Origin of the sequence: Stutzerimonas stutzeri (assembly GCF_013522825.1) — a bacterium.
In the GTDB taxonomy this organism is placed as follows: domain Bacteria; phylum Pseudomonadota; class Gammaproteobacteria; order Pseudomonadales; family Pseudomonadaceae; genus Stutzerimonas; species Stutzerimonas stutzeri_AK.
In genome coordinates this window covers 35,403-59,687 of record NZ_JAAMQZ010000023.1, presented here as the reverse complement: position 1 = coordinate 59,687, position 24,285 = coordinate 35,403, and the positions used below count along the sequence as shown (strand labels likewise).

General features: G+C 62.8%; 21 protein-coding genes and 2 tRNA genes. 13 read left to right on the top strand and 10 right to left on the bottom strand.

Going from position 1 to position 24,285, the window contains the following annotated elements; translation table 11 throughout:
• The first annotated feature begins 3 nt into the window (after positions 1-3).
• Together G7020_RS15050 and G7020_RS15045 are read left to right on the top strand one after the other, a co-directional pair.
• Positions 4-1,152 carry a pyridoxal phosphate-dependent aminotransferase gene (locus G7020_RS15050; RefSeq protein WP_181085841.1) on the top strand — a complete coding sequence of 383 codons (1,149 nt, stop codon included), beginning with the start codon at positions 4-6 and terminating at the stop codon, positions 1,150-1,152.
• A complete protein-coding gene (locus G7020_RS15045; RefSeq protein WP_181085838.1) occupies positions 1,140-1,934 on the top strand; it encodes an amidohydrolase in 795 nt (264 codons plus the stop codon). Before G7020_RS15050 ends, G7020_RS15045 begins: the two co-directional genes overlap by 13 nt.
• A 29-nt stretch (positions 1,935-1,963) precedes the next feature.
• On the opposite strand, the gene G7020_RS15040 is transcribed toward G7020_RS15045, so the two are convergent.
• From G7020_RS15040 to G7020_RS15030, 3 genes are all read right to left on the bottom strand, one after another.
• Positions 1,964-2,677 carry an endonuclease gene (locus G7020_RS15040; RefSeq protein ID WP_181085836.1) on the bottom strand — a complete coding sequence of 238 codons (714 nt, stop codon included), beginning with the start codon at positions 2,675-2,677 and terminating at the stop codon, positions 1,964-1,966.
• Between the two features lie 144 nt (positions 2,678-2,821).
• Entirely contained in the window at positions 2,822-3,688 is an 867-nt protein-coding gene (locus G7020_RS15035) for a carboxylate/amino acid/amine transporter (protein ID WP_181085834.1), read from the bottom strand.
• A gap of 82 nt (positions 3,689-3,770) precedes the next feature.
• Positions 3,771-4,004 carry a hypothetical protein gene (locus tag G7020_RS15030; RefSeq protein ID WP_181085829.1) on the bottom strand — a complete coding sequence of 78 codons (234 nt, stop codon included), beginning with the start codon at positions 4,002-4,004 and terminating at the stop codon, positions 3,771-3,773.
• Positions 4,005-4,270: 266 nt separating this feature from the next.
• Here G7020_RS15030 and G7020_RS15025 point away from each other — a divergent pair, with 266 nt between their 5' ends.
• The 3 genes from G7020_RS15025 to G7020_RS15015 all read left to right on the top strand — a co-directional run bounded on the left by G7020_RS15025 (position 4,271) and on the right by G7020_RS15015 (position 7,330).
• Positions 4,271-5,722, top strand: a complete 1,452-nt coding sequence (locus tag G7020_RS15025) for a GMC oxidoreductase (protein WP_181085827.1) — start codon at positions 4,271-4,273, stop codon at positions 5,720-5,722.
• Between the two features lie 9 nt (positions 5,723-5,731).
• Positions 5,732-6,148 (top strand): hypothetical protein, encoded by a 417-nt coding sequence (locus G7020_RS15020; protein WP_181085825.1) that lies wholly within the window; start codon positions 5,732-5,734, stop codon positions 6,146-6,148.
• Positions 6,149-6,343: 195 nt separating this feature from the next.
• Complete coding sequence (locus G7020_RS15015; RefSeq protein WP_181085823.1) at positions 6,344-7,330, top strand: lipid A deacylase LpxR family protein; 987 nt, start codon at positions 6,344-6,346, stop codon at positions 7,328-7,330.
• Positions 7,331-7,549: 219 nt separating this feature from the next.
• Here G7020_RS15015 and G7020_RS15010 read toward each other — a convergent pair whose 3' ends face one another.
• From G7020_RS15010 to G7020_RS15000, 3 genes are read right to left on the bottom strand one after another with little or no spacing between them, the layout of a single operon-like run.
• A complete protein-coding gene (locus G7020_RS15010; protein WP_181085821.1) occupies positions 7,550-7,894 on the bottom strand; it encodes a YdbL family protein in 345 nt (114 codons plus the stop codon).
• Positions 7,895-7,915: 21 nt separating this feature from the next.
• The gene (locus tag G7020_RS15005) at positions 7,916-8,107 is read right to left on the bottom strand and encodes a YnbE family lipoprotein (RefSeq protein WP_181085819.1); all 192 of its coding nucleotides are present in this window, start codon (positions 8,105-8,107) and stop codon (positions 7,916-7,918) included.
• 55 nt (positions 8,108-8,162) lie between these two features.
• Entirely contained in the window at positions 8,163-10,697 is a 2,535-nt protein-coding gene (locus tag G7020_RS15000) for a YdbH domain-containing protein (RefSeq protein WP_181085896.1), read from the bottom strand.
• A 617-nt stretch (positions 10,698-11,314) separates the two neighbouring features.
• On the opposite strand from G7020_RS15000, the gene rmuC reads away from it, so the two are divergent.
• On the top strand, positions 11,315-12,787 hold the full coding sequence (gene rmuC / locus G7020_RS14995; protein ID WP_181085817.1) for a DNA recombination protein RmuC: 1,473 nt from the start codon (positions 11,315-11,317) through the stop codon (positions 12,785-12,787).
• Positions 12,788-12,808: 21 nt separating this feature from the next.
• Here rmuC and G7020_RS14990 read toward each other — a convergent pair whose 3' ends face one another.
• Together G7020_RS14990 and G7020_RS14985 are read right to left on the bottom strand one after the other, a co-directional pair.
• Positions 12,809-14,059: an MgtC/SapB family protein gene (locus G7020_RS14990; RefSeq protein WP_181085894.1), complete on the bottom strand. Its 1,251-nt coding sequence runs from the start codon at positions 14,057-14,059 to the stop codon at positions 12,809-12,811.
• Between the two features lie 155 nt (positions 14,060-14,214).
• A complete protein-coding gene (locus tag G7020_RS14985; protein WP_181085816.1) occupies positions 14,215-17,682 on the bottom strand; it encodes a hybrid sensor histidine kinase/response regulator in 3,468 nt (1,155 codons plus the stop codon).
• A 531-nt stretch (positions 17,683-18,213) separates the two neighbouring features.
• Between G7020_RS14985 and G7020_RS14980 the strand changes: the two genes are divergently transcribed.
• From G7020_RS14980 to G7020_RS14970, 3 genes are read left to right on the top strand one after another with little or no spacing between them, the layout of a single operon-like run.
• A complete protein-coding gene (locus G7020_RS14980; RefSeq protein WP_181085814.1) occupies positions 18,214-18,933 on the top strand; it encodes an AzlC family ABC transporter permease in 720 nt (239 codons plus the stop codon).
• Complete coding sequence (locus tag G7020_RS14975) at positions 18,927-19,253, top strand: AzlD domain-containing protein (protein WP_181085812.1); 327 nt, start codon at positions 18,927-18,929, stop codon at positions 19,251-19,253. The genes G7020_RS14980 and G7020_RS14975 overlap by 7 nt, the downstream gene beginning before the upstream one ends.
• A gap of 34 nt (positions 19,254-19,287) precedes the next feature.
• Positions 19,288-20,625 carry an MFS transporter gene (locus G7020_RS14970; RefSeq protein ID WP_181085810.1) on the top strand — a complete coding sequence of 446 codons (1,338 nt, stop codon included), beginning with the start codon at positions 19,288-19,290 and terminating at the stop codon, positions 20,623-20,625.
• 19 nt (positions 20,626-20,644) lie between these two features.
• On the opposite strand, the gene sugE is transcribed toward G7020_RS14970, so the two are convergent.
• Entirely contained in the window at positions 20,645-20,959 is a 315-nt protein-coding gene (sugE, locus tag G7020_RS14965) for a quaternary ammonium compound efflux SMR transporter SugE (RefSeq protein WP_181085808.1), read from the bottom strand.
• A 246-nt stretch (positions 20,960-21,205) separates the two neighbouring features.
• Entirely contained in the window at positions 21,206-22,126 is a 921-nt protein-coding gene (gene rdgC, locus G7020_RS14960; protein ID WP_181085892.1) for a recombination-associated protein RdgC, read from the bottom strand.
• Positions 22,127-22,363: 237 nt separating this feature from the next.
• Between rdgC and G7020_RS14955 the strand changes: the two genes are divergently transcribed.
• The 4 genes from G7020_RS14955 to G7020_RS14940 all read left to right on the top strand — a co-directional run bounded on the left by G7020_RS14955 (position 22,364) and on the right by G7020_RS14940 (position 24,258).
• Positions 22,364-22,439, top strand: a tRNA-Val gene (locus G7020_RS14955).
• A gap of 15 nt (positions 22,440-22,454) precedes the next feature.
• Positions 22,455-22,531 (top strand) — tRNA-Asp (locus G7020_RS14950).
• Positions 22,532-22,780: 249 nt separating this feature from the next.
• On the top strand, positions 22,781-23,332 hold the full coding sequence (locus tag G7020_RS14945) for a sugar O-acetyltransferase (protein ID WP_181085806.1): 552 nt from the start codon (positions 22,781-22,783) through the stop codon (positions 23,330-23,332).
• Between the two features lie 164 nt (positions 23,333-23,496).
• Positions 23,497-24,258, top strand: coding sequence for an FKBP-type peptidyl-prolyl cis-trans isomerase (locus G7020_RS14940; RefSeq protein ID WP_181085804.1), 762 nt, complete (start codon positions 23,497-23,499; stop codon positions 24,256-24,258).
• The last annotated feature ends 27 nt before the right edge of the window (positions 24,259-24,285 follow it).

The following is a 24,285-nucleotide window of genomic DNA, read 5'->3' as shown; positions in this document are numbered from 1 at the left end:
CCGATGATCACCAGCAAGCTGCCCAACGTCGGTACCACCATCTTCAGCACCATGTCGCAGCTCGCTGCCGAGGTGGGAGCGATCAATCTGTCCCAGGGTTTTCCCGATTTCGACGGGCCACAGGCGTTGCGCGAAACGGTAGGGCGGGCGGTCATGACCGGGCACAACCAGTACGCGCCCATGGCTGGATTGCCGGCATTGCGCGAGCAGGTAGCGCTGAAGGTCCGGTCGCTGTATGGCCGACAGGTGAGTGCGGACAGTGAAATCACCATCACGCCGGGCGCGACCCAGGCGATCTTCTGCGCGATCCATGCGGTGGTACGTGCCGGCGACGAGGTGATCGTCTTCGACCCCTGCTACGACAGCTACGAGCCGGCGGTGGAGCTTGCCGGCGGTGTCTGTATCCACCAGCCGCTGAGCCTGCCGGATTTCTCCATCGACTGGCAGCGCCTGGCCGATGCGATCACCCCGCGCACGCGGATGATCGTGCTCAACACGCCACATAATCCCAGCGGCGCCCTGATCGATCACAGCGATCTGGAGCGTCTTGCCGCGCTGATTCGTGAGCGTGACATCTATCTGCTCAGCGACGAGGTCTACGAACATCTGGTATTCGACGGTCGCGAGCATGCCAGCGTCCTGCGTCACGAGGAGCTGTACCAGCGCGCGTTCGTGATCAGTTCGTTCGGCAAGACCTACCACGTTACCGGCTGGAAGACCGGCTATGTGGTGGCGCCGCCGAACCTGACGGCCGAGCTGCGCAAGGTGCACCAGTACGTCAGCTTTACTGGTGTGACGCCGCTGCAATGGGCGTTGGCGGAATTCATGGCCGAACACCCCGAACACATCGCCGAGCTGCCGGGCTTCTATCAGGCCAAGCGCGACCTGTTCTGCGACCTGCTGGCTGGCTCGCGGTTCGGCTTTACCCGTACGGCGGGCACCTATTTCCAGCTGGCCGATTATTCGGCGATCCGTCCCGATCTGGATGACGTGGCCATGGCGCAATGGCTGACCCGCGAGCACGGCGTGGCGAGCATTCCCATTTCGGTGTTCTACCAGGCGCCGCCTGCCGATCTGCGGCTGGTGCGTTTCTGCTTCGCCAAACAGGAGGAGACGCTGCGCCAGGCGGCGGAAAGACTATGCGCGATTTGAACACATTGCCCTACCTCGAACTGGTGCTGATCCAGACCACGCTGGCCTGGCAGGATGCTGCCGCCAACCGCGAATATTTCACCCGCTTGCTGGAGCAGGCGCGTGGCGCCGATCTGATCATCCTGCCGGAAATGTTCACCACCGGCTTTTCCATGAGCGCGGCGCAGCTGGCCGAACCGGAAGAGGGGCCAACCTACAGTTGGATGCGCGAGCAGGCCGCGCGCCTGGATGCCGTGGTCACCGGCAGCGTGATCATCGAGGCGGCGGACGGCAGCCATCGCAACCGCCTGCTCTGGGCGTGCCCGAACGGCGAAATCCTGCATTACGACAAGCGCCACCTGTTCCGCATGGCCGGCGAGCACCAGCACTACACGGCGGGCGAACGCCAAGCCCTGTTCGAGCTGAATGGCTGGCGCGTGCGCCCGCTGATCTGCTACGACCTGCGTTTTCCGGTATGGAGCCGCGATGCCCACGGCACCGATCTGCTGATCTACACGGCGAACTGGCCGGCGGCCCGGCGCAACGCCTGGAACCGCCTGCTGCCGGCGCGCGCCATCGAGAACCTGTGCTTCGTCGCGGCGGTGAATCGTGTCGGTAAGGATGGCAAGGGATACCCCTACAGTGGTGACAGTCAGGTACTCGATTTCCTTGGCGACCCGCTGCTGGAAGCTGGCGAGGGAGAGGGCGTGTTCCGCACGACCCTGCGCGCCCGTGATCTGGCTGCGTTTCGTGAAAAATTTCCTGCCTATCACGATGGCGACCGCTTCGAGTTGAAGCTCTAGGGAGTTTTTCCCTGTCCCTTGAGCGAGTTTCAGCGGCTGGCCAGGGATTTCCGCTCGCCGCAGCGGCGCAGATCGACCTCGCCGACATGCGGGTTGGCGTTGCCCTGTATGCAGGCGATGCTGCGATTGCGCCACTGTTCCCATTCGCTGACCGGGTACTGGCGATTCCAGATGTCGTACAGGCGCTGGTCCTGTCTGGACAGACGCAGGGCGTAGCGCTCGCTCATGTACAGGTAGGTGCGGGCGATTGCGCCACGGCTGTACTCCGGCGGCATCGCCGTGCGCTGCTTGAAGTTGACCACGAAAGGGCAGGCGCCGTACTGGCTGGGCTTTTCGGCGAGCATGCCGAAACCGTAATTGCTGCGGTCGCCATTGACCTCGCCGACCACCGGCACCAGGTTGTGCAGGTCGGCTTCGGCCTTGCTGAATACCGGATCTTTGGCGGTGCACTGCTTGCGCCCGCCCTGTTGCCAGCACTGACGCTGGTGGCCGATCACCCAGGCCGGGACGATGTGTTCCCACTCCACGCGAGCGGCGCGTTTGGGCTGCTTGCGTGGAATATAGCCGCAGCTGTCGAGGTCGATCCGGTTGCCCTTGAAGGCACAGCCACAATAGAAATCCACCGGGCGTTCGGCATAGATCGTCCAGGCGATCTTCTTGGCTTCGCGGAAGGTGCGCGGTGCATCGGCCTGAACCGAGGCGAACGGAAGGAGCAACAGCACAAGCAGGGCAAGCGGGTGCATGGGCATCTCGACGGCAAACTGAGAAATGCGTCCATGCAGAGCCCGGCATGTTACTGCTGAACCATGGATAAATCATCAATAAAATCATGCGGTTGGCTGCCTGCTATGGCGGCTTGAGGCGATGTTGGCCGGATGAATTCGACCCTACGAGGCTCTTGCGCAGCGGGTCTGGCCGGCGCTGCTGATCCACAGCGAGCCGAGGATCAGCAGCCCGCCGATCAGCAGCAGGTCGAGGCGGGTTTCGCTGCCCCAGAACAGGAAGTTGATGATCAGGCCGACCGGTACCGACAGGTTGTTCATCACCGCCAGAGTACCGGCATCCACCAGGGTGGCGCCCTTGTTCCAGCAGAACTGGCCGAGGGCCGTGGCCAGCACGCCCATCCACAGCAGCACGCCCCACTGGGTGGAGGTGGTCGGCAGTCTTTCCGGATCACCAAGCACCAGCCAGGCCGGCAGGACCACCAGCAATGCGCCGAGGAAGAAATAGCCGAAGCGGCGGTGCAATGGGATCTGCGACTGGTAATGCCGGGCCAGATGCTTGTAGCCGACCTGGCCAGCGGCAAAGGTGAAGTTGGCCAGCTGCAGCAGCAGAAAGCCTGCGAGAAAGTCGCTGCTGAGCTCGTCATAGCGGATCAGCCCCGCCCCGAGCACGGCCACCGCTGCGGCGAGCAATGCCCAGGGGTTGAAACGCCGGTTCAGCGCATCATCGATCAGTGCCACGTGCAGTGGCGTGAGCACCGTGAACAGCAGCACTTCGGCCACCGTCAGCACGTTGAAGCTCAGGTACAGGCACAGGTAGGTGACGCCGAACTGCAACATGCCGACTACCGTCACGCCAGCAATGAACCCCGGCGCCACACCACGCCAGCGTGTCATCGGCAGAAAAATCAGCCCTGCCAGCAGCACGCGGGTGAGCACGGCGAAGTAGCTGTCCACCGCGCCGGCCAGGTATATCCCGATAAGGTTGAAGGAAACGGCCCACAGCAGGGTGACGAAAATCAGATAAGGCATGCCGGCTCGTCAGCGAAGGCCGGCGACCTTAACGGTTGCGTTGCAAAGAAGAAAGCGCAGTCAGCTGTTTTCCACAGTTGCCTCAGTCATCGCTGTCTTCGTCATGCTCATGGCTATTGGGGGCGGGGTGATCATCCATGCGTGGATCTGGATCGACTCCGGTGGGGTTCTGGTAGCCATGTGCGGAATCATCTTCAAGTTGCTGACGATGGGAATCGGTGGTGTTTTGCGAGCCATCCTGGGCACTTTCGTTGGCAAAGGCCGTGCCTGTTGCCAGCAACGTGAAGAGGGCGATGGCGGAAGGTGTGATGTGCATGGTCTGTCCTCGAGTGTGTGGCGACGTACCCGCTTGTTTCGACCTGTTCTGTCCGCCGTCGTTCGGGAGCCAGCGGTCGCTGTGGATGAACTTGGAGGCTGCTGGACGGTCCCCTTAAGCGAGGCGCGCTGGCTCTGCTGTAGCCGTGCACGAAAGAAACCTGTAACGCGCGGCGGGAACAATGCTTGCGTGATCGTTGATCGGCAGCGTTGTCTGGACGAGTTTGCGTCAACTCGGCGGCCTGCCAATGGAAAGGAAAGAGTTGCGTGCAAATCAACCGTGTCAGCGCAAGGGACATAGACAAACAGCATTATGAGTTGGTCGTCATCGGGTCGGGTTTCGGCTCCTGCTTCTTCCTCAGTGAAGCCCTGAAGCATATTCAGGGACGCGCCCTGATCATCGAATGGGGCGACTTCCATCCCTGGGACTGGCAGATCCAGAACCAGCAAAGCTCGCTGATCATGCCCGAGTCGACCTACGACAACCCCGGCGAGAAGCCCTGGAACACCACCATTGCCCTGGGCGGCGGCATGAACTGCTGGTTCTCCCAGACGCCGCGCCTGCATCCCAGCGACTTCGCCACCCACAGCCTCTACGGCGTGGGCCACGACTGGCCGCTGAGCTATGAGGACCTCGAACCCTACTACTGCCAGGCCGAACAGATCATGTCGATTGCCGGCGACCCGGACATGGCCAGGGTGCTGCCGCGCAGCCAGCCCTTCCCACAGCCGCCGCACAAGGGCTCGACTATCGACATGCTGATGAAGAAGGCGATGCCGGACCATCACTTCATCATGCCCACCGGGCGTGCGCGGGTGGCCACCGGCACGCGGGGCGTCTGCTGCGCCAATGCCACCTGCAACCTGTGCCCGGTCAATGCCAAGTTCACCGCGCAGAACGGCTTCGCCGAGCTGTTCAGCCACCCCAGGGTGGATGTCTGCCTGAAGACCGAAGTGCGCACCCTCGAATACGAGGGCAGCAGCGTCAAAGCGGCCACCCTGCGCGGCGAGGACGGCGAATTCCGGGTGCATGGCGATGTCTTCGTGCTGGGCGCCAACGCCATTCAGAGCCCGGCCATCCTGCTGCGCTCGGATATCGACCACGGTGATACCGGCAGGGGGCTGCACGAGCAGGTCGGCGCCAACGTCGAGGTCTTTCTCGATGGTCTGGGCAATTTCGACGGCAGCACCATCACCACCGGCCTGAACTATGCCCTGTATGACGGCGATTTCCGCAGGGACCACTCGGCCTGCCTGGTGTATTTCGAGAACCGCTGGCCCTATGGCCTGCGCCCCGAACCGGGACGCTGGAACCAGCTGCTGCCCTTGATGGTGGTCAGCGAAGACCTGCCCAACCGCGACAGCCGCGTGCTGATCGATCCCGCCACGGGCGATGCGATCATCGACTACCAGGGCGAATCCGACTACGGCCTCAAGGGCGTGCAGTACGGTCTGGACAACCTTGAAAAGCTGCTGGCGCCACTGCCGGTCGAATCGATCAATTTCCGTGAATGGCGTCTGACCGAATCCCACGTGCAGGGCACCCTGCGCATGGGCCAGGCCGATGACGGCTCGGTGGTCGATGGGCAGATGCTGCATCAGCGCATGCGCAACCTCGTCGTGGTGGGTACCGCGACCTACCCGAGCTGCTCGCCCGCCAACCCCAGCCTGACTGCCGCCGCGCTGTCCATTCGGGCTGCTGACCTGCTGTATAGCTAAGGACTCTCGATGAAACGCCGTACCTTCATGATCGCTTCGACTGCCGCGCTCGGCCTGGTCGCGGTAGGCGCGGGTGCCTGGGTCTACGAGGATCGCCAGGTGTTCATTCCCCAGCTGCTGCAGCAACTGGTGGGGGACTTCAGGATGGATGCCGAGGATGAACGCAGGTTCATCGATGCCCTGGCCGGCCACTACGGCGAGGATAAACTCATGGCGTTGATGGGCCTGTACAAGATTCGCCAGCAGACCGGCGTAGGCACGCCCTATACCGACCCCAGGGTGGACAAGTTCGAGCGCCGGCTACTGACCGATTTCATGGTCTCCACCGATTACCTGCGTCATCAGGAGGCCAACCCCAAAGTGACCTTTCTGGGCTACCGGCTACCGTGCAGCAATCCCTATGCGCGGTTCGAGGGGCTCGCGTGATTTCCCTCGCCTTCGATGACGTCGGGGATAGTAGGCCTGGCCACGCTCGCCGACGGTGCTTATCACCAAGAATGAGGCGTTATCAGGTCTTGCAATCTGCCCGTTAACGGCGCGCGATGGTGAACGATTGGCCACATGTCAGGCTCTATAAACATGCAGATACATTCTCTGTTGCATGTAACCAAGGAGCTGGCCATGGCAATTTCATGTTCGCGTGCCTGTTTATCCCTCGCCCTAGTCGCCGCCAGTTTGCCGGCGCTGAGCCAGGCGGACCTGTATTCGCTGAAGATCGAGAACGACATCATTGCGACCGGCAGCGACGGTCACTACACCAATGGCTTCGAGCTGATGCGCTCCTTCAAGCCGGATGCCGATCATTGGGCGAGGCGGTTCGCCGGAGCCACGCCGGGCTGGACAGCGGATGAGGTCGATAATATCGCCTACCGCTTCGGGCATCAGATCTACACGCCAAACGAGATCGAGCGGGCCGCGCTGATCGAAGACGATCGGCCTTATGCCGGCCTGCTCTTCGCCGGAATGTCGCTTTTCTCCGATAACCAGTATGAAGGCTGGCGCGAAACCAGTGGCTTGCATCTTGATGTCGGCGTGGTCGGCCCGGCTGCCGGCGGCAAGAAGATTCAGCGCTGGGTACACGATGCGACCGGCAGCGACGAGCCCAGGGGCTGGGACAACCAGTTGCGCAACGAACCCTTCGTCAACCTCGGTTACCAGAAGCGCTGGTGGCTGCAACAGCGTTTTGCCGGGCTGGAAATGGAGTACGGGCCGAGCGCGGGTGTCGCCCTGGGCAACCTCTACAGCTATGGTTCCGCGGGCTTGGGCGTCCGTATCGGCCAGGGCCTGGCGCGCAGCTTCAGCATCCCGGCGGTGGCGCCCGCGCAGAGTGGCAGCCTGTTCTTCGACCAGGGCGGCGGTTTTGCCTGGAATCTGTTCGCCAATCTGGAAGGCCGCTACATGGCGCACAACATGCTGCTCGAAGGCAATACCTTCAAGAGCAGCCACTCGGTGGACAGCCGCGAGTGGGTCGGCGATGCCAAGGCCGGCGTGGCGCTGACCTGGAACGACTGGCAACTGGCATTCGCCAGCGTCTGGCGTACCCGTGAATTTCATGGCCAGGACGAACATGATCAGTTCGGTTCACTGACCCTTTCGGCGTGGTTTTGAAGTAAAGGGGCCGTTTTGCCTGGTGGGCGGCTCGCGAGCGTCGGATTCATTCGCCTGCGTGCGACCCTCACGGAAAAGCTTCGGGGCTGAAGCCGATCCCATGGACATCAGTCAGTGTGGGAACGGCTTCAGTCGCGAAGGGCATGAAGCCATGCCGGGGCGGCGTCAAACAGCCGGGTCGGAAACGCCTGGCCGGCATAGTCCCGCATAACCGCCGGGCTACTTCTTCACCCAGTTCCCATTGAGCTGGATGATCTGCCCGGCTGGCGTTTTCTCGATGGCCTTCTTGCCGGCGATGGCTTCCACGTCGCTGACACTGATGCCGTTCTTCTGCGCCACACGGTGATATTCGGCACGCCGCGCCTGGTTGATCTGGCTGGCGATGGCTTCGGCCTGGCCGCCGGGCTGCACCACGCCCAGATAACCGTCCGGTTTTTCGCCCAGCTGGCCGCTGGCCTTGGCCTGGCCCAGGGCGGACATGGCTTCGTTGAGGGACATGGCCGCGACAGGCAGCGCCAGGCACAGCGCCACAAGCAGAGAGCCGAATTTCAGATAGGTTTTCATGGCACTTCCTTTAGGAACGGTTCAGAACAGGCCGCTGTCTTCGTTGATGATGGCGTCGAGCTGCTTGTCGACCCGGATATAGATCTCGTGCTCGATCTTCACGTTGAGGTTGATGTTGATCGGCTCGTTGGGCACCGCCAGTTCCACCCTCGGGGTGCAGGCGCTGGACAGCAGAGCCAGCGCCAGGATGCTGATTGGATAGCGCAAGCGCATGATCGCTTTCTCCTTTGTGGGTGTCGCTACAGTGCCTTAACAGGCCGTCGAAAAACTACTGTGTTTCTTGGTGGCCTGGTCTGAGGCGCTCCTGCACACGTCGTTGGATGGTTTCGCTGACACGATCGGATAATTGCAGGCTGGTCAGCAAGGCCGGGATGTCTTCCTCCAGATTGACCGATAGGTTGACCGGGCGACCGCCTTCGAGTGCCGGGTTGCGCCCGTGCAGCCGCAGTCCGAGGTTCAGCGTGCCGTCGCTGGCGTAACGCACGTCGCTGGTGAGCAGGTCGTAGTGGAAGTCGTCCAGGGCCTCGGTGACCAGCCGCATCGCCGGGTTGGATTGCCCCAGCGCCTGAATCCTGGCCGAGCGAAAGCGCAGGATGCCGCCGGGTTCGCGTGCCTGCAGCGAGCCCTGTTCGATACTCAGGCCCTGCTCGCTGCGTTGCAATTGCAACTCGCCGTCGATCACCCCCGTACCGGACAGACCTTCGGTGGGGTAGGCGTCAAGCAGTAACGGCAGCTGCAAACCGCGCAAATGGGCGCTCAGGCGCTGTTCGCCGGTGGCCAGGTCGGCGGCGCCGGGATCCAGCCAGAGCCTGCCGCCCATCACCTGGACGTCGGCAGTGCTCCAGGCGAGGCGACCCTGCTGAAGTTGCTGGATATCCCCTGTGTACTCACCGCGCAACAGCAATGGCCCGAAGCTGAAGCCGGGGTTGGCCTGCTGCACCTTCAGTTCGGGTATTTCAAGGCGCAGCCGGTTGCGTTGCAGGCTGAGCCTGAGCGCGCTGTCCAGACCGCTCACCTCGGCGCGGTCGAAGATGCCGCCCAGGCCCCTGGCATCGAGCGTGGCCGTGGCGTTGGGCGGTGCGTCGCCGGCCAGTTCGATGCGTGCCTGGGCCTGCATGCGCCCGGTATTCAGTTCCAGCGTCTGCGGCCAGTCGGCCAGGGTGGCGGCGAACGGGTTGCCGGCACGCAGAAACAGCTCCGGGAGCCTGGCGTCGAGGCGGGTCGTGGTATCCGCCCAGGTATGCCGGAGCGCCAGCGTCAGGGACAGACCGGCATCGTTCGTGAGCGGTCCGTCGAGGGTGATTCGTTGCGGGTCGCCGTTCAGGGTCGGGCTCCAGCGCCAGCCCTGGGGGCGCAGCGATGGCTGGCGCAGCAGACCCGTTTCGATCAGTGGCGCGCCATTGACCCGCAGTTGCTGGTCGGCAAGGTTTGCCTCGATATTGATGCCCGCCAGCCGCAGGCTCAGTTTTTCTGCTGACAGCTCAGGGCCGCTGGCCAGGCTGTCGAGGGTGATTCGCGAACCTTCGGTCAGCCCAAGGGTCGCGGCTTGCGGCGATGCCTGGCCGTTGAAACGCAGGTCCACTGTCAGCCCCTTCGCGCCCAGCTCAGGCAGGTTCTTGCCTTGCAGCCGCAGCCGGCCCTGTTCGACAGCCAGCCCATAGGGCGCCGCGCTATCGAGCAGTAGCTGCGCGTGCAACGTGGCCGGCGCCGGGCCTTCGGCCTGGAGTTGTATCTGCAATGGCAGTGTCGAAGAGGATTCCCGTGCCGGACCGGGTGTCGCCACAAGACCGAGCCGGTGCGGGCGCAGCGGTAGCGGCAGCGCCGCGAGCAGGTCGGCGATGGGTTCCAGTTGCAGGTTCGCGGCCAGCTCGGTGGGTAGCCAGACCCCGCGCTCGGCCCTGGCCGTCAGGTCGAGTTGACCCTGTAACTGGCCGATGGCGGGTACAGGCCAGGGCATGGGGAGATGGGCGGACAGTCGCAGGTCACCATCCAGGCTTTTCCAGGTGTCGGGCAGATTCGATGGGGCGAGCTGGAGCGCCCAGGCCGCGCCGATACGCATCTGCTGGGGCAGCTCGGGAAGTGTCGGCGGTTGGTAAGCCAGCCAGTCACTCAGCCACTCCAGTAGCCAGGAGGCTTCTGGCAGTTCACTCATGGCCAGGGTGCCGTTCCAGAGGGTGTTGCCGGCATGGGGCGTCAATCTGTTGAGCAGGCTCAGGCGTTGCTGGCCGTCGAGTTGCAGCTGCAGGTCCAGATGAGTGTCGGCGCCTTCTTCGTAGGCGTTGGCCAGCAGCACGAGATCGTGGCTGTTGCGCCGCAATTGCAGGCGCGTTTCAGCCGGCAATGGTTGCTCGCCGGCATGTTGCCAGTGCAACTGGCCCTGCTCGCGGCAGGTGCCGCTGGTGCAGGGCAGGCTGAAATCGAGAGAGGCGACATGACCCTGGCGGGGAATCCAGACGACCCAGCGCTCCAGTTGCCGAGGCCCGGGCAGGCTCAGCGGCGTGTCGTCGTCGATGTGCTGATCCGGGTGCGCTTCAGGTTGCCAGTCAGCCTGGAGGTGGTCGATGGTCAGTGAACGCAGTGGCAATGGTCGCCACCAGGCGTCGAGGCGTAGCTGCAGACCGTCGATATTCAGCACCAGCCGCTCATCGGCGGTCTGTCGGGTCAGGCTGATGTGTTGCAGAAAAAGGCCATCCGTCGACAGCCGCCAGCCATGGAATTCGAGTGCAACGATGCCCTGTTCGCGCTTGAACGCCTGCCACTGATATCCGGCGTAGATACCGATACCGAGCAGAAATACAAGCATGGCTGAGACAGCCAGGAGGAGGGTGGTGCGCCGCTTGGCCATGGCCTTTTCCGTAGTCGATACCGCCACAGCATAAGCTGGCCGATGCGGTGTTGCGATCCGTCTGCTCATTGCCTGCAGCCGAGTGGCTGATGACCGGAAAGTTCCGTGCAGCGACCGCGAACGCGCCTGCCATGGGCGTTCTGCGTCTTTTGCTCCAAACTTGTGCACATTCGTAGCGGCGCCCTTGTCAAGCGCTTATTACAAAGAGTCGCAAACCGCGCTGCAGCATAGATCGATAATAACTGATTGAAAAATAAAGCTTTTTTTCATTGGTGAAAAAACCGCCAGTTTAACCTCAGGCCTGTAACCATCGGTGCTGGGGCAAACTGTTACCGCTTTGTTCACAGAGTTATCCACAGCTTCTGTGGATTAATTTTTTATGCGATCTGCTTCGCCTTTTGACCGTTAAAAGACAGAATGGCCCTCGACTTGCTGGGTCTCATTCGTAGGTCGGATTAGCCGAAGGCGTAATCCGACGATCATGAAGGCATTACCCTGGCATATACAGACGCAACCCGGCACGCCGGGCCATAGCCTGACGGCTATACTGCCCGGCAATTTTCGCCGGAGCGCCCATGTCTCTCGATCCTTCCTATCTGCTTGCCGGGCTTGCTTCCCTTTGTCTTGCATTGGCTGTACTCGCGGGCGTGCTGCAACATCGCCTGGCCCAGCGTCAGGCGCAACTCGCCTTGCTCGACGAACGCCTGAACCAGGCTGCCCTGACTCAGGAAGGGCTCAGCGCACAGCTGGAAGCCAGCCACTTGGAACAGGCCGACTTCATGGAGTCTCGCGCCGGGCTGCAGGCCGAGCTGGCAGCCCTGCGGCGGGAGAACGAGTGGCTGCAGAGGCAGCGTCTGGAAAGCCGCGAAAGCCTCGACGATTTGCAGGCCGAACGTGATGCCCAGCGGGCCGAACTGCGTACGCTGAGTGCGGCCCATGCCAGTGTCAGTGCCGAATTGAATGAGCAGCAAAAAGCCCATCAGCAGCGCCTGGAGGATCTTCAGGGTGCCCGCGACGAGTTGCGTGCGCAGTTCGCCGAGCTGGCCGGCAAGATCTTCGAAGAGCGTGAACAGCGCTTCGCCGAGACCAGTCACGAGCGCCTGGGACAATTGCTCGACCCGCTGAAAGAGCGCATCCAGTCGTTCGAGAAGCGTGTCGAGGAAAGCTATCAGCATGAGGCCCGCGAGCGTTTTTCCCTGGCGCGGGAGCTGGAGCGGCTGCAACAGCTCAACCAGCGCCTGGGCGACGAGGCGACCAACCTGACCCGCGCCCTGCAGGGGCAGAAAACCCAGGGCAACTGGGGCGAGCTGATTCTTGAGCGCGTGCTGGAGCATGCCGGCCTGGAGAAGGGCCGTGAATACCACACCCAGGTCAGCCTGAAGAGTGCCGATGGCGAGCGCTTCCAGCCGGACGTGCTGATCCGGTTGCCGGGCGACAAGCAGGTGGTGGTGGATGCCAAGGTCAGCCTGACCGCCTACCAGATGCTGACCAGCGCCGAGGACGAAGACAGCCGCGCACAGGCGCTCAGGCAGCATGTGCTGTCGTTGCGCAATCATCTGAAGGGGCTCTCGCTGAAGGACTATCAGCGTCTGGATGGTCTTCAAAGCCTGGATTTCGTGCTGCTGTTCGTGCCCATCGAGGCGGCTTTCGCGGCGGCGTTGCAGGCCGATCCCGAGCTGTTTCAGGAGGCCTATGGCAAGCACATCGTGATCGTCAGCCCGACCACGCTATTGGCGACGCTGCGGGTGATCGACAGCCTCTGGCGTCAGGAGCGACAGAGCCAGAATGCCCGCGAAATCGCCGAGCGGGCCGGCGCCCTGTACGACAAGTTCGTCGCCTTCATTCAGGATCTGGATGAGATTGGCAGCCGCCTGCAGCAACTGGACAGGGCCTACCTGGGGGCGCGCAACAAGCTTACCGATGGGCGCGGCAACCTGATCGGTCGCGCCGAACAGCTCAAGCTGCTCGGCGCCCGGGCCAGCAAGCGTCTGCCCGCTGACTGGCTGGAGCGCGCCGGCGCCGAGTCGACGCAGGACAATGCGGGCTGACTCAGGCCAGCAGGTAGTTTTTCAACGGCCTGCCAGTGACAGCACGGCGAACCCGGCGAGTAAACCACCGGCCATGAAGGGCAGTGTCAGCAGCGCCATGCTGCGACCGGCAATGAAAGCAATCAGCACTGCCTTGACCAGGCTGTTGCTCAGCGCGGCGAGAAATATGCCGCGCACCGCGACCTGCTCGCTCAGGTCGGTGTGGGCGCTGTTGGCCAGCGACAGCGTGATGGCGTCCACATCGGTCAGCCCGGATACCAGCGAAACCAGATAGATCCCGATATCGCCGAGCCCGCGCTGGGCGCCTTCGACCAGAAACAGGATCAGTACCAGCAGGGCGGCGAAGCGCATGGCCGGGCCGAGCTCGAAGGGGTTCTTCAACGGTGGCTCGGTTGTGCTCTCGGGCTGCTGGGCGGCTCGCAGGTAGTAGAACAGCGCACCGGCGGCATAGACCAGCCCGGCTGTCAGCAGTGGTGCGATCAGCGCCGGCAGCAATGCTCGGTTGATCAGCCCGACTTCCAGCAGTACCCGTGGAAACATCAATGCCGAGGTCGCCAGCAGGCCGGCGGCCAGCGCTGGTCGCAGTTTGGCCGAATCCAGGCGCGCGAGGCTCATGGTCATGGCTGTGGAAGAGACGATGCCGCCGAGCAGCGCTGTGACCAGCAGGCCATGTCGGGTGCCCAGCAGGCGGATGGCGACATAGGCGGCGAAGCCGATCCCGGCGATCAGCACCACCATCCACCAGGTGGTATAGGGGTTGAAGGCCTGCCAGGGACCATAGCCCTGGTTGGGCAGCGCCGGCAGCAACACCACGGAAATGAACAGCAGCTTCAGCGCGCCGCCGAGTTCGGCTTCATTCAGCTTGCGCAGCGCGCCATGCAGGCGTGCCTTGAGGCTCAGCAGCAGGGCCACGACAACGGCGATGGAGGCTGCCAGCATGCGGCTTTCGGCGACCGCCAGGCTGCCGAGGAGGAAGGTCAGCAGCAGCGCCACTTCGGTGGTCATGCCGTGGTCGGCGCTGTAGCGGGCCTCGATCACGTAACCGGCGATCACCAGCAGCGCCAGCACGACGAACATCGCGATCCAGGCCGCCGTGCCGAAATGCCCGGCGCTCAGCGCTGCCAATCCGCCGAAGAGCCCGCTGAGACCGAAGGTACGCAGCCCGGCCAGCTCTTCGCCGCTGTTGCCGCGACCGCTCCAGCTGCGCTCCGTTCCGATCAGCAGGCCAACCCCCAAGGCGGTGGCGAGGTCCAACAACAGCTCTAGAGTCATGGGTGTGCAGAGCATCGATGATGGTGGATAGGTAGTCTAACCGTCATGCCTGGCTCAGATACGGCTCAGGTCAAGCAATGCCACGCTCTAGGAGCCCGCTTGCCGGTGCGGGGGCAAGCGGGCTCCTTGCGAAGCCGGTCTTGAGGGGCCAGTTTTCAATGCAGCGGTACGTGGCGGCTCATCAGCGCTCGCAGCGCCGCCGGTTTGACCGGTTTGGCGAGGAAGTCCAGGCCGGAGGCGTGAACGGCGGCGATCAGCTCGGGACGCCCATCGGCACTGATCACCACGCCAGGCACCGGCTCGCCGAGACGGGTGCGCAGCCAGGCCATCAGATCCGAGCCGGTTTCGCCGTGATCCAGGTGATAGTCGACCAGCACCAGTTGCGGACGCACGTCCTCCTTGAGCAGGGCCTCGCATTCGGCACGGTTGCTGGCGGTCCAGACCTGGCAGCCCCAGCGTGACAACAGGCTGCGCATGCCGATCAGGATGCTGTCCTCGTTGTCGATGCACAGCACCTGCACGCCAGTCAGCGCGGTTTGCTGCGGCTCGATCCTGATGCTGCTGTGCTGCTTCAGCACATTGGCGGCAATCGGCACGGTCACGCTGAAGACACTGCCCTTGCCGAGCCAGGAGCGCACCGACAGCGGATGGTCGAGCACCTGGCAGAAGCCGTCGGCGATCGCCAGTCCCAGTCCCAGGCCTTTTTCGGCGCGGGTCTGGTGGCTGTCCAGGCGCTTGAACTCCTCGAAGATCACCCGCAGCTTGTCCCTGGCGATGCCGGGGCCGCGATCCCAGACCTCCAGGCGCAGTGACGAACCCTGGCGGCGCACGCCGAGCACCACCCGGCCCTTGGCATAGCGGAAGGCGTTGGTGAGGAAGTTCTGCAGCACCCGGCGCAGCAGGCGAATGTCGCTGTCGACGCGCAAGCGGCTGCCATGCACCTTGAAATCGACGCCCTGCTCGGCGGCCAGTACGGTGAACTCGGTGCTCAGGGTGTCGAACAGGGTGGCCAGCGGGAACGGGTTGCGTTCAGGCGTGATGCGGCCATTTTCCAGGCGCGAAATATCCAGCAGGTCGGAGATCAGGTCCTCGGCCGAACGTAGTGAGCTGTCCAGGTGACGGACCAGCTCCTGCGCCTCACGCGGCAGGGCATCGTGCTGGTGCGACAGCGCGGCGGAGAACAGGCGCGCGGCATTGAGTGGCTGCATCAGGTCATGGCTGACCGCCGCGAGAAAGCGCGTCTTCGACTGGCTGGCGGCCTCGGCGGTGCTCTTGGCCGCGGTCAGCGCCTGGTTCAGCTCGGAGAGTTCCTGGGTTCGCTCGCTGACGCGCTGCTCCAGCCCTTCGTTGGCATCCTTGAGTGCGCGTTCGGCCTCGCGGTAGGCGGTGATGTCACTGAAACTCATGACGAAGCCGCCACCCGGCATCGGGTTGCCCACCAGCTCCACCACCCGGCCATTGGGAAACATCCGTTCCGAGGTGTGCGCGCGACCCTGGCGCATCCAGTACAGCCGCTTGGCGACATGGGTGTCCGGGTTGCCGGGGCCGCACAGTCCACGCTCGGCGTTGTAACGGATCACGTCGGCAATCGGTCTGCCGATGTAGACCAGGCCGTCCGGGTACTCGAACATTTCCAGATAGCGATGGTTCCAGGCCACCAGCCGCAGCGACTGATCGACCACGCTGATGCCCTGGGTGATGTTCTCGATGGCGCCCTGCAGCAGGGCGCGGTTGAACTGCAGCACTTCCGAAGCTTCGCCGACGATCCGTACCACGTCGTCGACCTGCATGTCGCGGCCTTCCAGCGCGGCCTTGACCACCGCGCGGGTGGAGGAGGCGCCGAGCACGCCGGCCAGCAGCCGTTCGGTATGGGCAATCCACTGGCCATCAGCCGGTTGCTTGGGGGAAAACTCCTGGCCGTGGCGACGGGCGAAACGGTAGAAACTGGTTCGCGCACGCTCCGCGCCGACGAAGCGCGCGGCCAGTTGCAGCAGGTCTTCGACCTGTACCGCGAGCAGGCGCCGCGAGCTGGCGGCAGGATGAATTTCCTGGCCGATGAAGCGGCTGGCTTGCCAATGCTCCGCAACGCGGGTCTGCGAGAAGATCGAGACCCAGAAGAACAGGGTGGCGTTGCCTACCAGCGACAGGGTTACACCGAACGTCAGTGCGCTGGTGCCGAAAGGCAGATCGGTGGTGTACAGCCACTGCAGGCCGGGGAACATTTCCAGCGGCCAGCCAAGCAGCGGCAGAATCAGCGTATAGCACCAGATCAGTGCGCCGGCGGTGAGGCCGGCGAACACGCCGCGACGGTTGGCCTGTTTCCAGTACAGCGCGCCGACCATGGCTGGCGCCAGCTGGGTCAAGGCGGCGAAGGCGATCTGGCCGATGGTCGCCAGGCTCGCGCTGGAGTCCAGCAGGCGATAGCTGACATAGGCCAGCAGCAGTATCGTGACGATGCTGATGCGCCGTACCGAGAGCATCCAGTGGCGGAACGCCTCGAAGGGCTGCTCGGCTTCCTTGCGGCGTAACAGCCAGGGCAGCAGCATGTCGTTGGAGACCATGGTGGACAGGGCCACGCTGGCGACGATGACCATGCCGGTTGCCGCCGAGGCGCCACCAATGAAAGCCAGCATCGCCAGAGCCGGATGGCTCTCGGCCAGCGGCAGGCTGATCACAAAGGAGTCGGGGCTGATGCCCGCCGGCAGCAGCATCTGTCCGGCCAGCGCGATAGGGATGACGAACACCACGGCAAGCACCAGGTACAGCGGGAATACCCAGCGCGCCATGCGAAAGTCCTTCGGCTCGATGTTCTCCACCACGGTGACGTGAAACTGCCGTGGCAGGCAGACGATGGCCATCATCGCCACGCCGGTTTGCACCACCATCGCCGGCCAGTTCACCGTGACTTCCCAGAAGCTCGACAGCTCCGCACTGGCATGGGCCTGGTTGAACAGGTCGCCAAAGCCGTCATACAGGCCGAAGGTGACGAAGGCCCCGACGGCCATGAAGGCCAGCAGCTTGACCAGTGACTCGAAGGCGATCGCCAGAACCATGCCGCGATGGTGCTCGGTCACGTCCAGGTTGCGCGTACCGAACAGCACGGTGAACAGGGCCAGGACCACGGACACGATCAGCGCGGTGTCCTGGGTGCCGGAGCCGGCGACGGCCTCGCCGTCATTGCCGATCAACAGGTTCACGCCCAGCACGATGCCCTTGAGCTGCAGGGCGATATAGGGCAGCACGCCCACCAGACAGATCAGCGTCACCACGATGGCCAGCAGTTGCGACTTGCCGTAGCGCGCGGCGATGAAGTCGGCAATCGAGGTGATGTTCTCCTGCTTGCTGATCATGATCATCTTCTGGAACACATGAGGCGCCAGCAGCATCAGCAGGATCGGGCCCAGATAGATCGGCAGGAACGACCAGAGCTGTTCGGCAGCCTGCCCGACCGCGCCGAAGAAGGTCCAGCTGGTGCACCAGACGGCCAGCGACAGGCTGTAGACCCAGGGACGCAGGCGCGGCGACATCTGGTCGCGATTGCGGTCGCCATAGAAGGCGATGGCAAACAGAAGGGCCATATAGGCGAAGGCGACCAGTGCGATCAGCCCACCGGACAACGACATGCAGACTCCAGACAGCAAGGATGTGCGGGCGTCGCAATGAAGAATTCATCGAGACCTGCGACGCCTGGGTAGCGGTCATTAAAGCAGAGCCACCGGCCCGGTGGCCGTTTGGCCCAGGGTTGATGGGTGCTGACCGGATCATCCCTTCGGGAGCGGCGACTCAGGTTCGACAGCTTTCAGGTCACTCGACGCTGCCGCTTATTGGTAGAGGTATGGGCAAATTTTCGCAGTAAAAGAGACGTCCGAACCGAGGCTGCGACCAACGTCGAATAAGGTTGGGCGGTGGCCTTGGAGTCGGCGGAAGTCCCGCTCCAGAGGCTTCGGGAAGAATGTGCGTCAAATCACTAAGTGCCTGGCGACCTCGTGCTGGCGGGACGAGGTCCAGACGCTCCGGACCGCGCCAACAGACCCGCATTTGAGTTAAGGTCTACCTCGATTCTGTCATGACTCCGCTTCATGCTTCCTCATCATCTTCAACTGCAGCGACGGTGCGCTGGACGTGCCGTTGCGTTATTTGTCCCAAGGAAACCGATGACCCGCTCGCAAGAGTTCCTGCATGGTTGCCGCGACATCCTGCCGCTGATCATCGGCGGCGTGCCCTTCGGCATCATCTTCGGCACTTTGGCCATCGGTGCCGGGTTGTCCGGCTGGCAGACCATGGGCATGTCGCTGCTGGTATTCGCCGGCTCGGCGCAGTTCATCGCGGTCACCCTGATCAGCGGCGGTGTCGGCGCGGCGGTGGTGCTGCTGACAACCTTCGTGGTCAACCTGCGCCATGCGCTCTACAGCGCGGCGTTGCAGCCGTTCGTGCGGCACCTGCCGAGCCGCTGGCGAGTTCCCCTGGCGTTCTGGCTGACCGACGAGGCCTTCGCCGTGATCCAGCATCGCTATGCCCGTGATGATGCCTCGCCGCACAAGCACTGGTTCTTCCTTGGCGCGGCGCTGACCATGTACCTCAGCTGGCAACTGGCAACGTTGATAGGCATCGGTTTCGGTCAGGCGGTGCCGGATGTGGCGAGCTGGGGCCTGGATTTCGCGATGATCGCGACCTTTATCGGCATCGCCGTACCGATGATGCGCACCTCGCCACAAGTGGCCTCGGCACTGGTGGCTGGTGGTGTCGCGCTGCTGACCTGGGAACTGCCGTACAAGCTGGGACTGATCGCCGCAGCGCTGGCGGGGATCGTCGTCGGAGTCTGGCTTGAGCGTCTGGCCGAGCGCCGTGTGCAACAGGAGGCGCAGCGATGCTGATCTGGCTGTTGATATTCGGCATGCTGGCGATCACCTTCCTGATTCGCTACAGCTTCTTCGCCTGGCCGAACCTGCGCTTTCCACGACTGGCGGAGCAGGGGCTGCATTACGTGCCCGTCGCCGTGCTGACCGCCATCGTGGTGCCCGCCATGCTGATGCCCGAAGGGGAATGGGCGCTGCGCTGGAACAATGCCTACCTGCTGGCCGGCCTGCTGGCGATCCTGATCGCGGCGCTGAGCCGCAATCTGCTGGCGACCATCGCCGGTGGTCTGCTGGCGTTCTTCCTGCTGCGCTGGGCGTTCGGGCAGTTGCCGTTGTGAACGCTGTCTTCGAGCGCCACGCTGGAGAGGTGCGATGAGCCAGCATTCCCAGTTCGCACTGCTCGGCACGCGGCGCTTCCTGCCGTTTTTCGTGACGCAGCTGCTCGGTGCCTTCAACGACAATGTGTTCAAGCAGGCCCTGGTGCTGGCCATCCTCTACAAGCTTGGAACTACCGCCGATGTCCACCTGCTGGTGAACCTGTGCGCGCTGTTGTTCATCCTGCCGTTCTTCCTGTTTTCCGCACTGGGTGGGCAGTTTGGTGAGAAGTACGAGAAGGCCTGGCTGATTCGCCGGATCAAGTTCGCCGAGATCCTGATCATGCTGGCGGGAGCGCTCGGCATGCTGCTGGGCAGTCTGCCGCTATTGCTGGTGGTGTTGTTCTGCATGGGCACACAATCGGCGTTGTTCGGGCCGGTGAAGTACTCGATCCTGCCGCAGCAATTGCGTGCCGATGAACTGGTGGGCGGTAATGCGCTGGTTGAAATGGGCACTTTTCTGGCGATTCTCGGTGGCACCATCATGGCCGGGCTGTTGATGAGCCATGGCGCTTACGCGCTGCTGGTCTCGCTGGCGGTGGTGCTGCTGGCGAGCATCGGCTACCTGGCCAGCCGTGCGATTCCGTCATCCACGGCTGCATTGGCGAGCCTGCGCCTGGACTGGAATATCGGGCGGCAATCGGTGCGGATCATGCGTCTGGGGCTGGGCCAGCAGCGTGCCGTCTCGCGGGCGATGATCGGCAATTCCTGGTTCTGGTTTCTCGGCGCGGTCTATCTGACGCAGATTCCGGCGTTCGCCCGCGACCTGCTGCAGGGCGACGAGGGCGTGGTGACGCTGATCCTGGCGGTGTTCTCGGTGGGCATTGCGCTGGGGTCGCTGCTTTGCGAGCGTCTTTCCAGACATCGAGTGGAGATGGGACTGGTGCCTTTCGGTTCCATCGGGCTGACACTGTTCGGCATTCTGCTCTGGTGGCATGCCGCGAGCGTGCTGTCGGCCAATGAAACCCGCGACTGGCTGATGCTGCTGGCCGAGCCCGGAGCACGTTGGGTGCTGGTGGATATTCTTGGCCTCGGCGTTTTTGGCGGGCTCTATATCGTACCGCTCTATGCGCTGATTCAGGCGCGCACCGCCCGCCAGGAGCGCTCCCGCGTGGTGGCAGCGAACAATATCCTCAATGCGCTGTTCATGGTGGTGTCGGCGATCTTTGCCATTCTGCTGCTGACAGTGGCCGGGCTGTCGATCCCGCAGCTATTCCTGACTGTGGCTCTGCTCAATGTGCTGGTGACTGGCTGGATCTTCACTTCGGTGCCGGAATTCCTGCAGCGCTTCCGACTGTGGCTCAGTGGCAATCGGGATGCGGCGCCCGAACCATGATGGAAGGGGCGCCGAACGGTCAGTGGCTGAGCTTCAGTCCGATCAGACCGGTACAGATCAGCAACACGCTACCGAGGCGGAACAGATTCACCGATTCGCCGAACAGGATGATCCCGGCGATCACGGTGCCAACCGCGCCGATGCCGGTCCAGATCGCATAGGCGGTGCCCAGCGGCAGGGATTTCATGGCCAGGCCGAGCAGCCCCACGCTGATCGCCATTGCTGCAATGGTCAGGCTGGTGGGTAGCGGGCGGGTAAAACCTTCGGTGTATTTCAGGCCGACGGCCCAGCCGATTTCGAACAGGCCGGCAAAAAACAGGATGATCCAGGACATAAAGACTCCAACAAGGAACGTTGGGGCCGTCCCCTGGCGGAGCGCTCGAAGAGCGGTGAGGTCGTCCTCACAGCGGCTTATTGTCCACATCGGCCCATTGGGCAAGCCGCGGCGGGTGCCGCTGGCTGCGGATGCTCGCAGGGTCGAATTCATTCGGCCAGCACAGCACACAAGCGACCGAACAAGTTCAGCTCTACGGCGCGTGCATGAGCTGTAGAGCCGAATTTATTCGGCTTGGTCAAACGGTCAGATGCCTTGCGGAATCTCTTCGCCTCCGAGCGCTTCGAACAGCGCCGGCAGGAATTCGCCGAAGGTCAGCATCATCAGCAGGAAGCTGGCGTCCTGCTGGCCGAGGTCGTCGTCGCCACCGTCCTGTTCGGCCTGATCCTGTAGCAGCTCCTCGAAGCGAAGGCGCTTGATCACCATCTTGTCGTCCAGCACGAATGACAGCTTGTCCTGCCAGGCCAGCGACAGCTGGGTGACCTGCTTGCCGACTTCCAGGTGTTGCTGGATCTCGTCGCTGGTCAGGTCCTGACGCTTGCAGCGCACCACGCCGCCATCTTCATGGGTGTCGCGCAGCTCGCACTCATCGAGCACGAAGAAATCGTCGGCGGCTTTCTGGGTTTTCACCCAGTCGGTCAGGGTTGCCGATGGTGCGATCTTCACGGTCAGCGGGCGCACTGGCAGCGAGCCGATGGCTTCGCGCAGGGTCGAGAGCAGGTCTTCGGCGCGCTTGGGGCTGGAAGAATCAACCAGAATCAGTCCTTGCTGCGGTGCGATGGCGGCGAAGGTGCCGGACTTGCGAATGAAGGCGCGCGGCAGGAAGGCCTGGATGATGTCGTCCTTGAGCTGGTCGCGTTCCTTCTTGTAGACCTTGCGCATTTGCTCGTTTTCGATCTCGTCGACCTTTTCCTTGAGCGCGTCCTTGACTACGCTGCCGGGCAGGATGCGCTCTTCCTTGCGCGTGGAGATCAGCAGGAAGCCCTGGCTGGCATGCACCAGCGGCGCGTCCGCACCCTTGCCCAGCGGGGCGACGAAACCATAGGTGCTCAGCTCCTGGCTGGCGCAGGGGCGAGCGGGTTTGGCAGCCAGTGCAGCTTCAAGTGTCTCGGCATCGAAAGAAACATCCTGGGTGAGACGGTAGACGAGCAGGTTGCGAAACCACATGGCGTTTTGAAACTCCGGTAAAAGCAAAGCGCGCATTATTCCTCCAGCGGGACCCCAGGCCAAGCCTGCAGCGCATCAATACCGATGGAGAACACAGTTTTTCCTATAAACAGTGGGGTTCCTAAGTCTTTGGAACTCCTGCAATTTTTTTTGCAAAAGGGGCTTGCCAAGGTGCGGAACCCTCTCTAGAATGCGCCCCACTTCGAGAGCAAACGCAAACAAGCGAATGCACTGAATGGGTGATTAGCTCAGCCGGGAGAGCATCTGCCTTACAAGCAGAGGGTCGGCGGTTCGATCCCGTCATCACCCACCACTCTCGAGGTTTAGCGCAGCGGTAGTTCAGTCGGTTAGAATACCGGCCTGTCACGCCGGGGGTCGCGGGTTCGAGTCCCGTCCGCTGCGCCAAATTCGCTTCATGGGTCCACTGAACGCCCTGGAGCTACACGAAAAGCGGCCATTGGCCGCTTTTCGTTTTTCTGCGTCTGGAATTCTTCCGCTGCGCCCTGGCGATTGCTCCTGCTCTGATCAGACCGTCGATTTCCCACACAAGCGTCTCCATCGTAGAGCCGAATTTATTCGGCTGACTTTTTGTCGGCAGCGAATTTCGCTTTGCGCTGTCCGAAAGACGACGTGTCTGCAAAAAGGCTGGTGAGAATGTCTCGAACGGAAAAACAGAAGATGCTGGCAGGCGATCTCTACGACGCCTCCGATGCCGAGTTGCAGGCAGACATGACGGCAGCCATGCACTGGCTGGCCCGTTACAACGCTGCTCTTGCGTGGTCGGTGGAGGAGCGGCATGCGCTACTGGTCGAGCGTCTCGCAGCGGTCGGGCAGGGGGTCAATATCCGCCCGCCATTCCGTTGCGATTACGGCTTCAATATTCGCCTGGGCGAAGGTGTATTCCTCAATTTCAATTGTGTGATTCTCGATGTCGTCGCGGTGACCATCGGTGACAGGACCCAGATCGGCCCTGGTGTGCAGATACTCACCGCCGACCATCCGCGTGATGCGGCGCAGCGTGAATCCGGGCTCGAGTTCGGGCGCCCCATCGATATCGGGCGCAATGTCTGGATCGGTGGCGGAGCGATCATCCTGCCGGGCGTGAGCATTGGTGACGACGCGCTGATCGGTGCCGGTAGCGTGGTCACGCGCGATATTCCTGCCGGCTGCACGGCATTCGGCAGTCCGGCAAGGGTCAGGGCTTGAACGGGCTCGCAACGTATGGCGCGCCGAGGTGGTGATGCAGGTCACCGATGCGCGTTGTTTCGAGCACAGGCTGAGTGTAGGGCTGTAGCCAGTGATTGTGCCCGCCTGCTAAGCTCGACGACTGTTTTTTGCATCATCCCTTTCAGCGTTATTAAGGAAACAGCATGAGATATCAGCGTTTGGCCCCGGCGATTGCCCTGGTGGGCCTGGTCCTGGCGGGTTGCGACAGCGATACCAGCGCTCCCGGCGTCAAGCTGGACACGCCGGCGCAGAAAGCGTCCTACGGCATTGGCCTGAACATGGGCAAGAGCCTGGCGCAGGAAGGGATGGATGATCTCGATTCAGCCGCTGTTGCGCAGGGTATCGACGATGCCCTGACCAAGCAGGAGCAGAAACTGACCGATGAGGAGTTGATGGAGGCCTTTGCCTACCTGCAGACTCGCGCCGAAGAGCGCATGCTCGAGATGAACCAGGAAGCAGTAGCGGCAGGCGCGAAATTTCTTGAAGACAATGCCAAGCGTGACGGTGTGAAAACCACCGAATCCGGCCTGCAGTACGAAGTCATCAAACAGGCCGATGGTGCTCAGCCGACCGCTGAGGATGTGGTTACCGTTCACTATGAAGGCAGCCTGGTCGACGGCACCGTCTTCGACAGCTCGATCAAGCGTGGCAGCCCGATCGACCTGCCGGTCGGCGGCGTGATTCCGGGTTGGGTCGAAGGCTTGCAGCTGATGCATGTCGGCGAGAAGTACAAACTGTACATTCCGAGCGAGCTGGCCTATGGCGAGCAGAGCCCGAGCCCGCTGATTCCGGCGAACTCCGTGCTGGTGTTCGAGCTGGAACTGCTGGGTATCAAGGGTGATGAAACCCAGGCGCCGGCAGAAGAAGTCGAGCCGGAAGCTGCCGAAGAAGCCTCTGGGCAGTAATCCAGGCGGGTGGCCTTTCGAACGCTT

Excerpts from the sequence above, each read along its gene's own strand:
- G7020_RS14975 (WP_181085812.1), top strand. The coding sequence starts at position 18,927 with ATGCTGATCTGGCTGTTGATATTCGGCATGCTGGCGATCACCTTCCTG.
- G7020_RS15010 (WP_181085821.1), bottom strand. The coding sequence starts at position 7,894 with ATGAAAACCTATCTGAAATTCGGCTCTCTGCTTGTGGCGCTGTGCCTG.
- G7020_RS14970 (WP_181085810.1), top strand. The coding sequence starts at position 19,288 with ATGAGCCAGCATTCCCAGTTCGCACTGCTCGGCACGCGGCGCTTCCTG.
- G7020_RS15005 (WP_181085819.1), bottom strand. The coding sequence starts at position 8,107 with ATGCGCTTGCGCTATCCAATCAGCATCCTGGCGCTGGCTCTGCTGTCC.
- G7020_RS15040 (WP_181085836.1), bottom strand. The coding sequence starts at position 2,677 with ATGCACCCGCTTGCCCTGCTTGTGCTGTTGCTCCTTCCGTTCGCCTCG.
- G7020_RS14985 (WP_181085816.1), bottom strand. The coding sequence starts at position 17,682 with ATGTCGTTGTCCGGTGGGCTGATCGCACTGGTCGCCTTCGCCTATATG.
- rdgC (WP_181085892.1), bottom strand. The coding sequence starts at position 22,126 with ATGTGGTTTCGCAACCTGCTCGTCTACCGTCTCACCCAGGATGTTTCT.
- G7020_RS15050 (WP_181085841.1), top strand. The coding sequence starts at position 4 with ATGATCACCAGCAAGCTGCCCAACGTCGGTACCACCATCTTCAGCACC.
- G7020_RS15020 (WP_181085825.1), top strand. The coding sequence starts at position 5,732 with ATGAAACGCCGTACCTTCATGATCGCTTCGACTGCCGCGCTCGGCCTG.
- G7020_RS15000 (WP_181085896.1), bottom strand. The coding sequence starts at position 10,697 with ATGCTTGTATTTCTGCTCGGTATCGGTATCTACGCCGGATATCAGTGG.
- G7020_RS14990 (WP_181085894.1), bottom strand. The coding sequence starts at position 14,059 with ATGACTCTAGAGCTGTTGTTGGACCTCGCCACCGCCTTGGGGGTTGGC.
- G7020_RS14945 (WP_181085806.1), top strand. The coding sequence starts at position 22,781 with ATGTCTCGAACGGAAAAACAGAAGATGCTGGCAGGCGATCTCTACGAC.
- G7020_RS15015 (WP_181085823.1), top strand. The coding sequence starts at position 6,344 with ATGGCAATTTCATGTTCGCGTGCCTGTTTATCCCTCGCCCTAGTCGCC.
- G7020_RS15035 (WP_181085834.1), bottom strand. The coding sequence starts at position 3,688 with ATGCCTTATCTGATTTTCGTCACCCTGCTGTGGGCCGTTTCCTTCAAC.
- G7020_RS14940 (WP_181085804.1), top strand. The coding sequence starts at position 23,497 with ATGAGATATCAGCGTTTGGCCCCGGCGATTGCCCTGGTGGGCCTGGTC.
- G7020_RS15045 (WP_181085838.1), top strand. The coding sequence starts at position 1,140 with ATGCGCGATTTGAACACATTGCCCTACCTCGAACTGGTGCTGATCCAG.
- sugE (WP_181085808.1), bottom strand. The coding sequence starts at position 20,959 with ATGTCCTGGATCATCCTGTTTTTTGCCGGCCTGTTCGAAATCGGCTGG.
- rmuC (WP_181085817.1), top strand. The coding sequence starts at position 11,315 with ATGTCTCTCGATCCTTCCTATCTGCTTGCCGGGCTTGCTTCCCTTTGT.
- G7020_RS14980 (WP_181085814.1), top strand. The coding sequence starts at position 18,214 with ATGACCCGCTCGCAAGAGTTCCTGCATGGTTGCCGCGACATCCTGCCG.
- G7020_RS15030 (WP_181085829.1), bottom strand. The coding sequence starts at position 4,004 with ATGCACATCACACCTTCCGCCATCGCCCTCTTCACGTTGCTGGCAACA.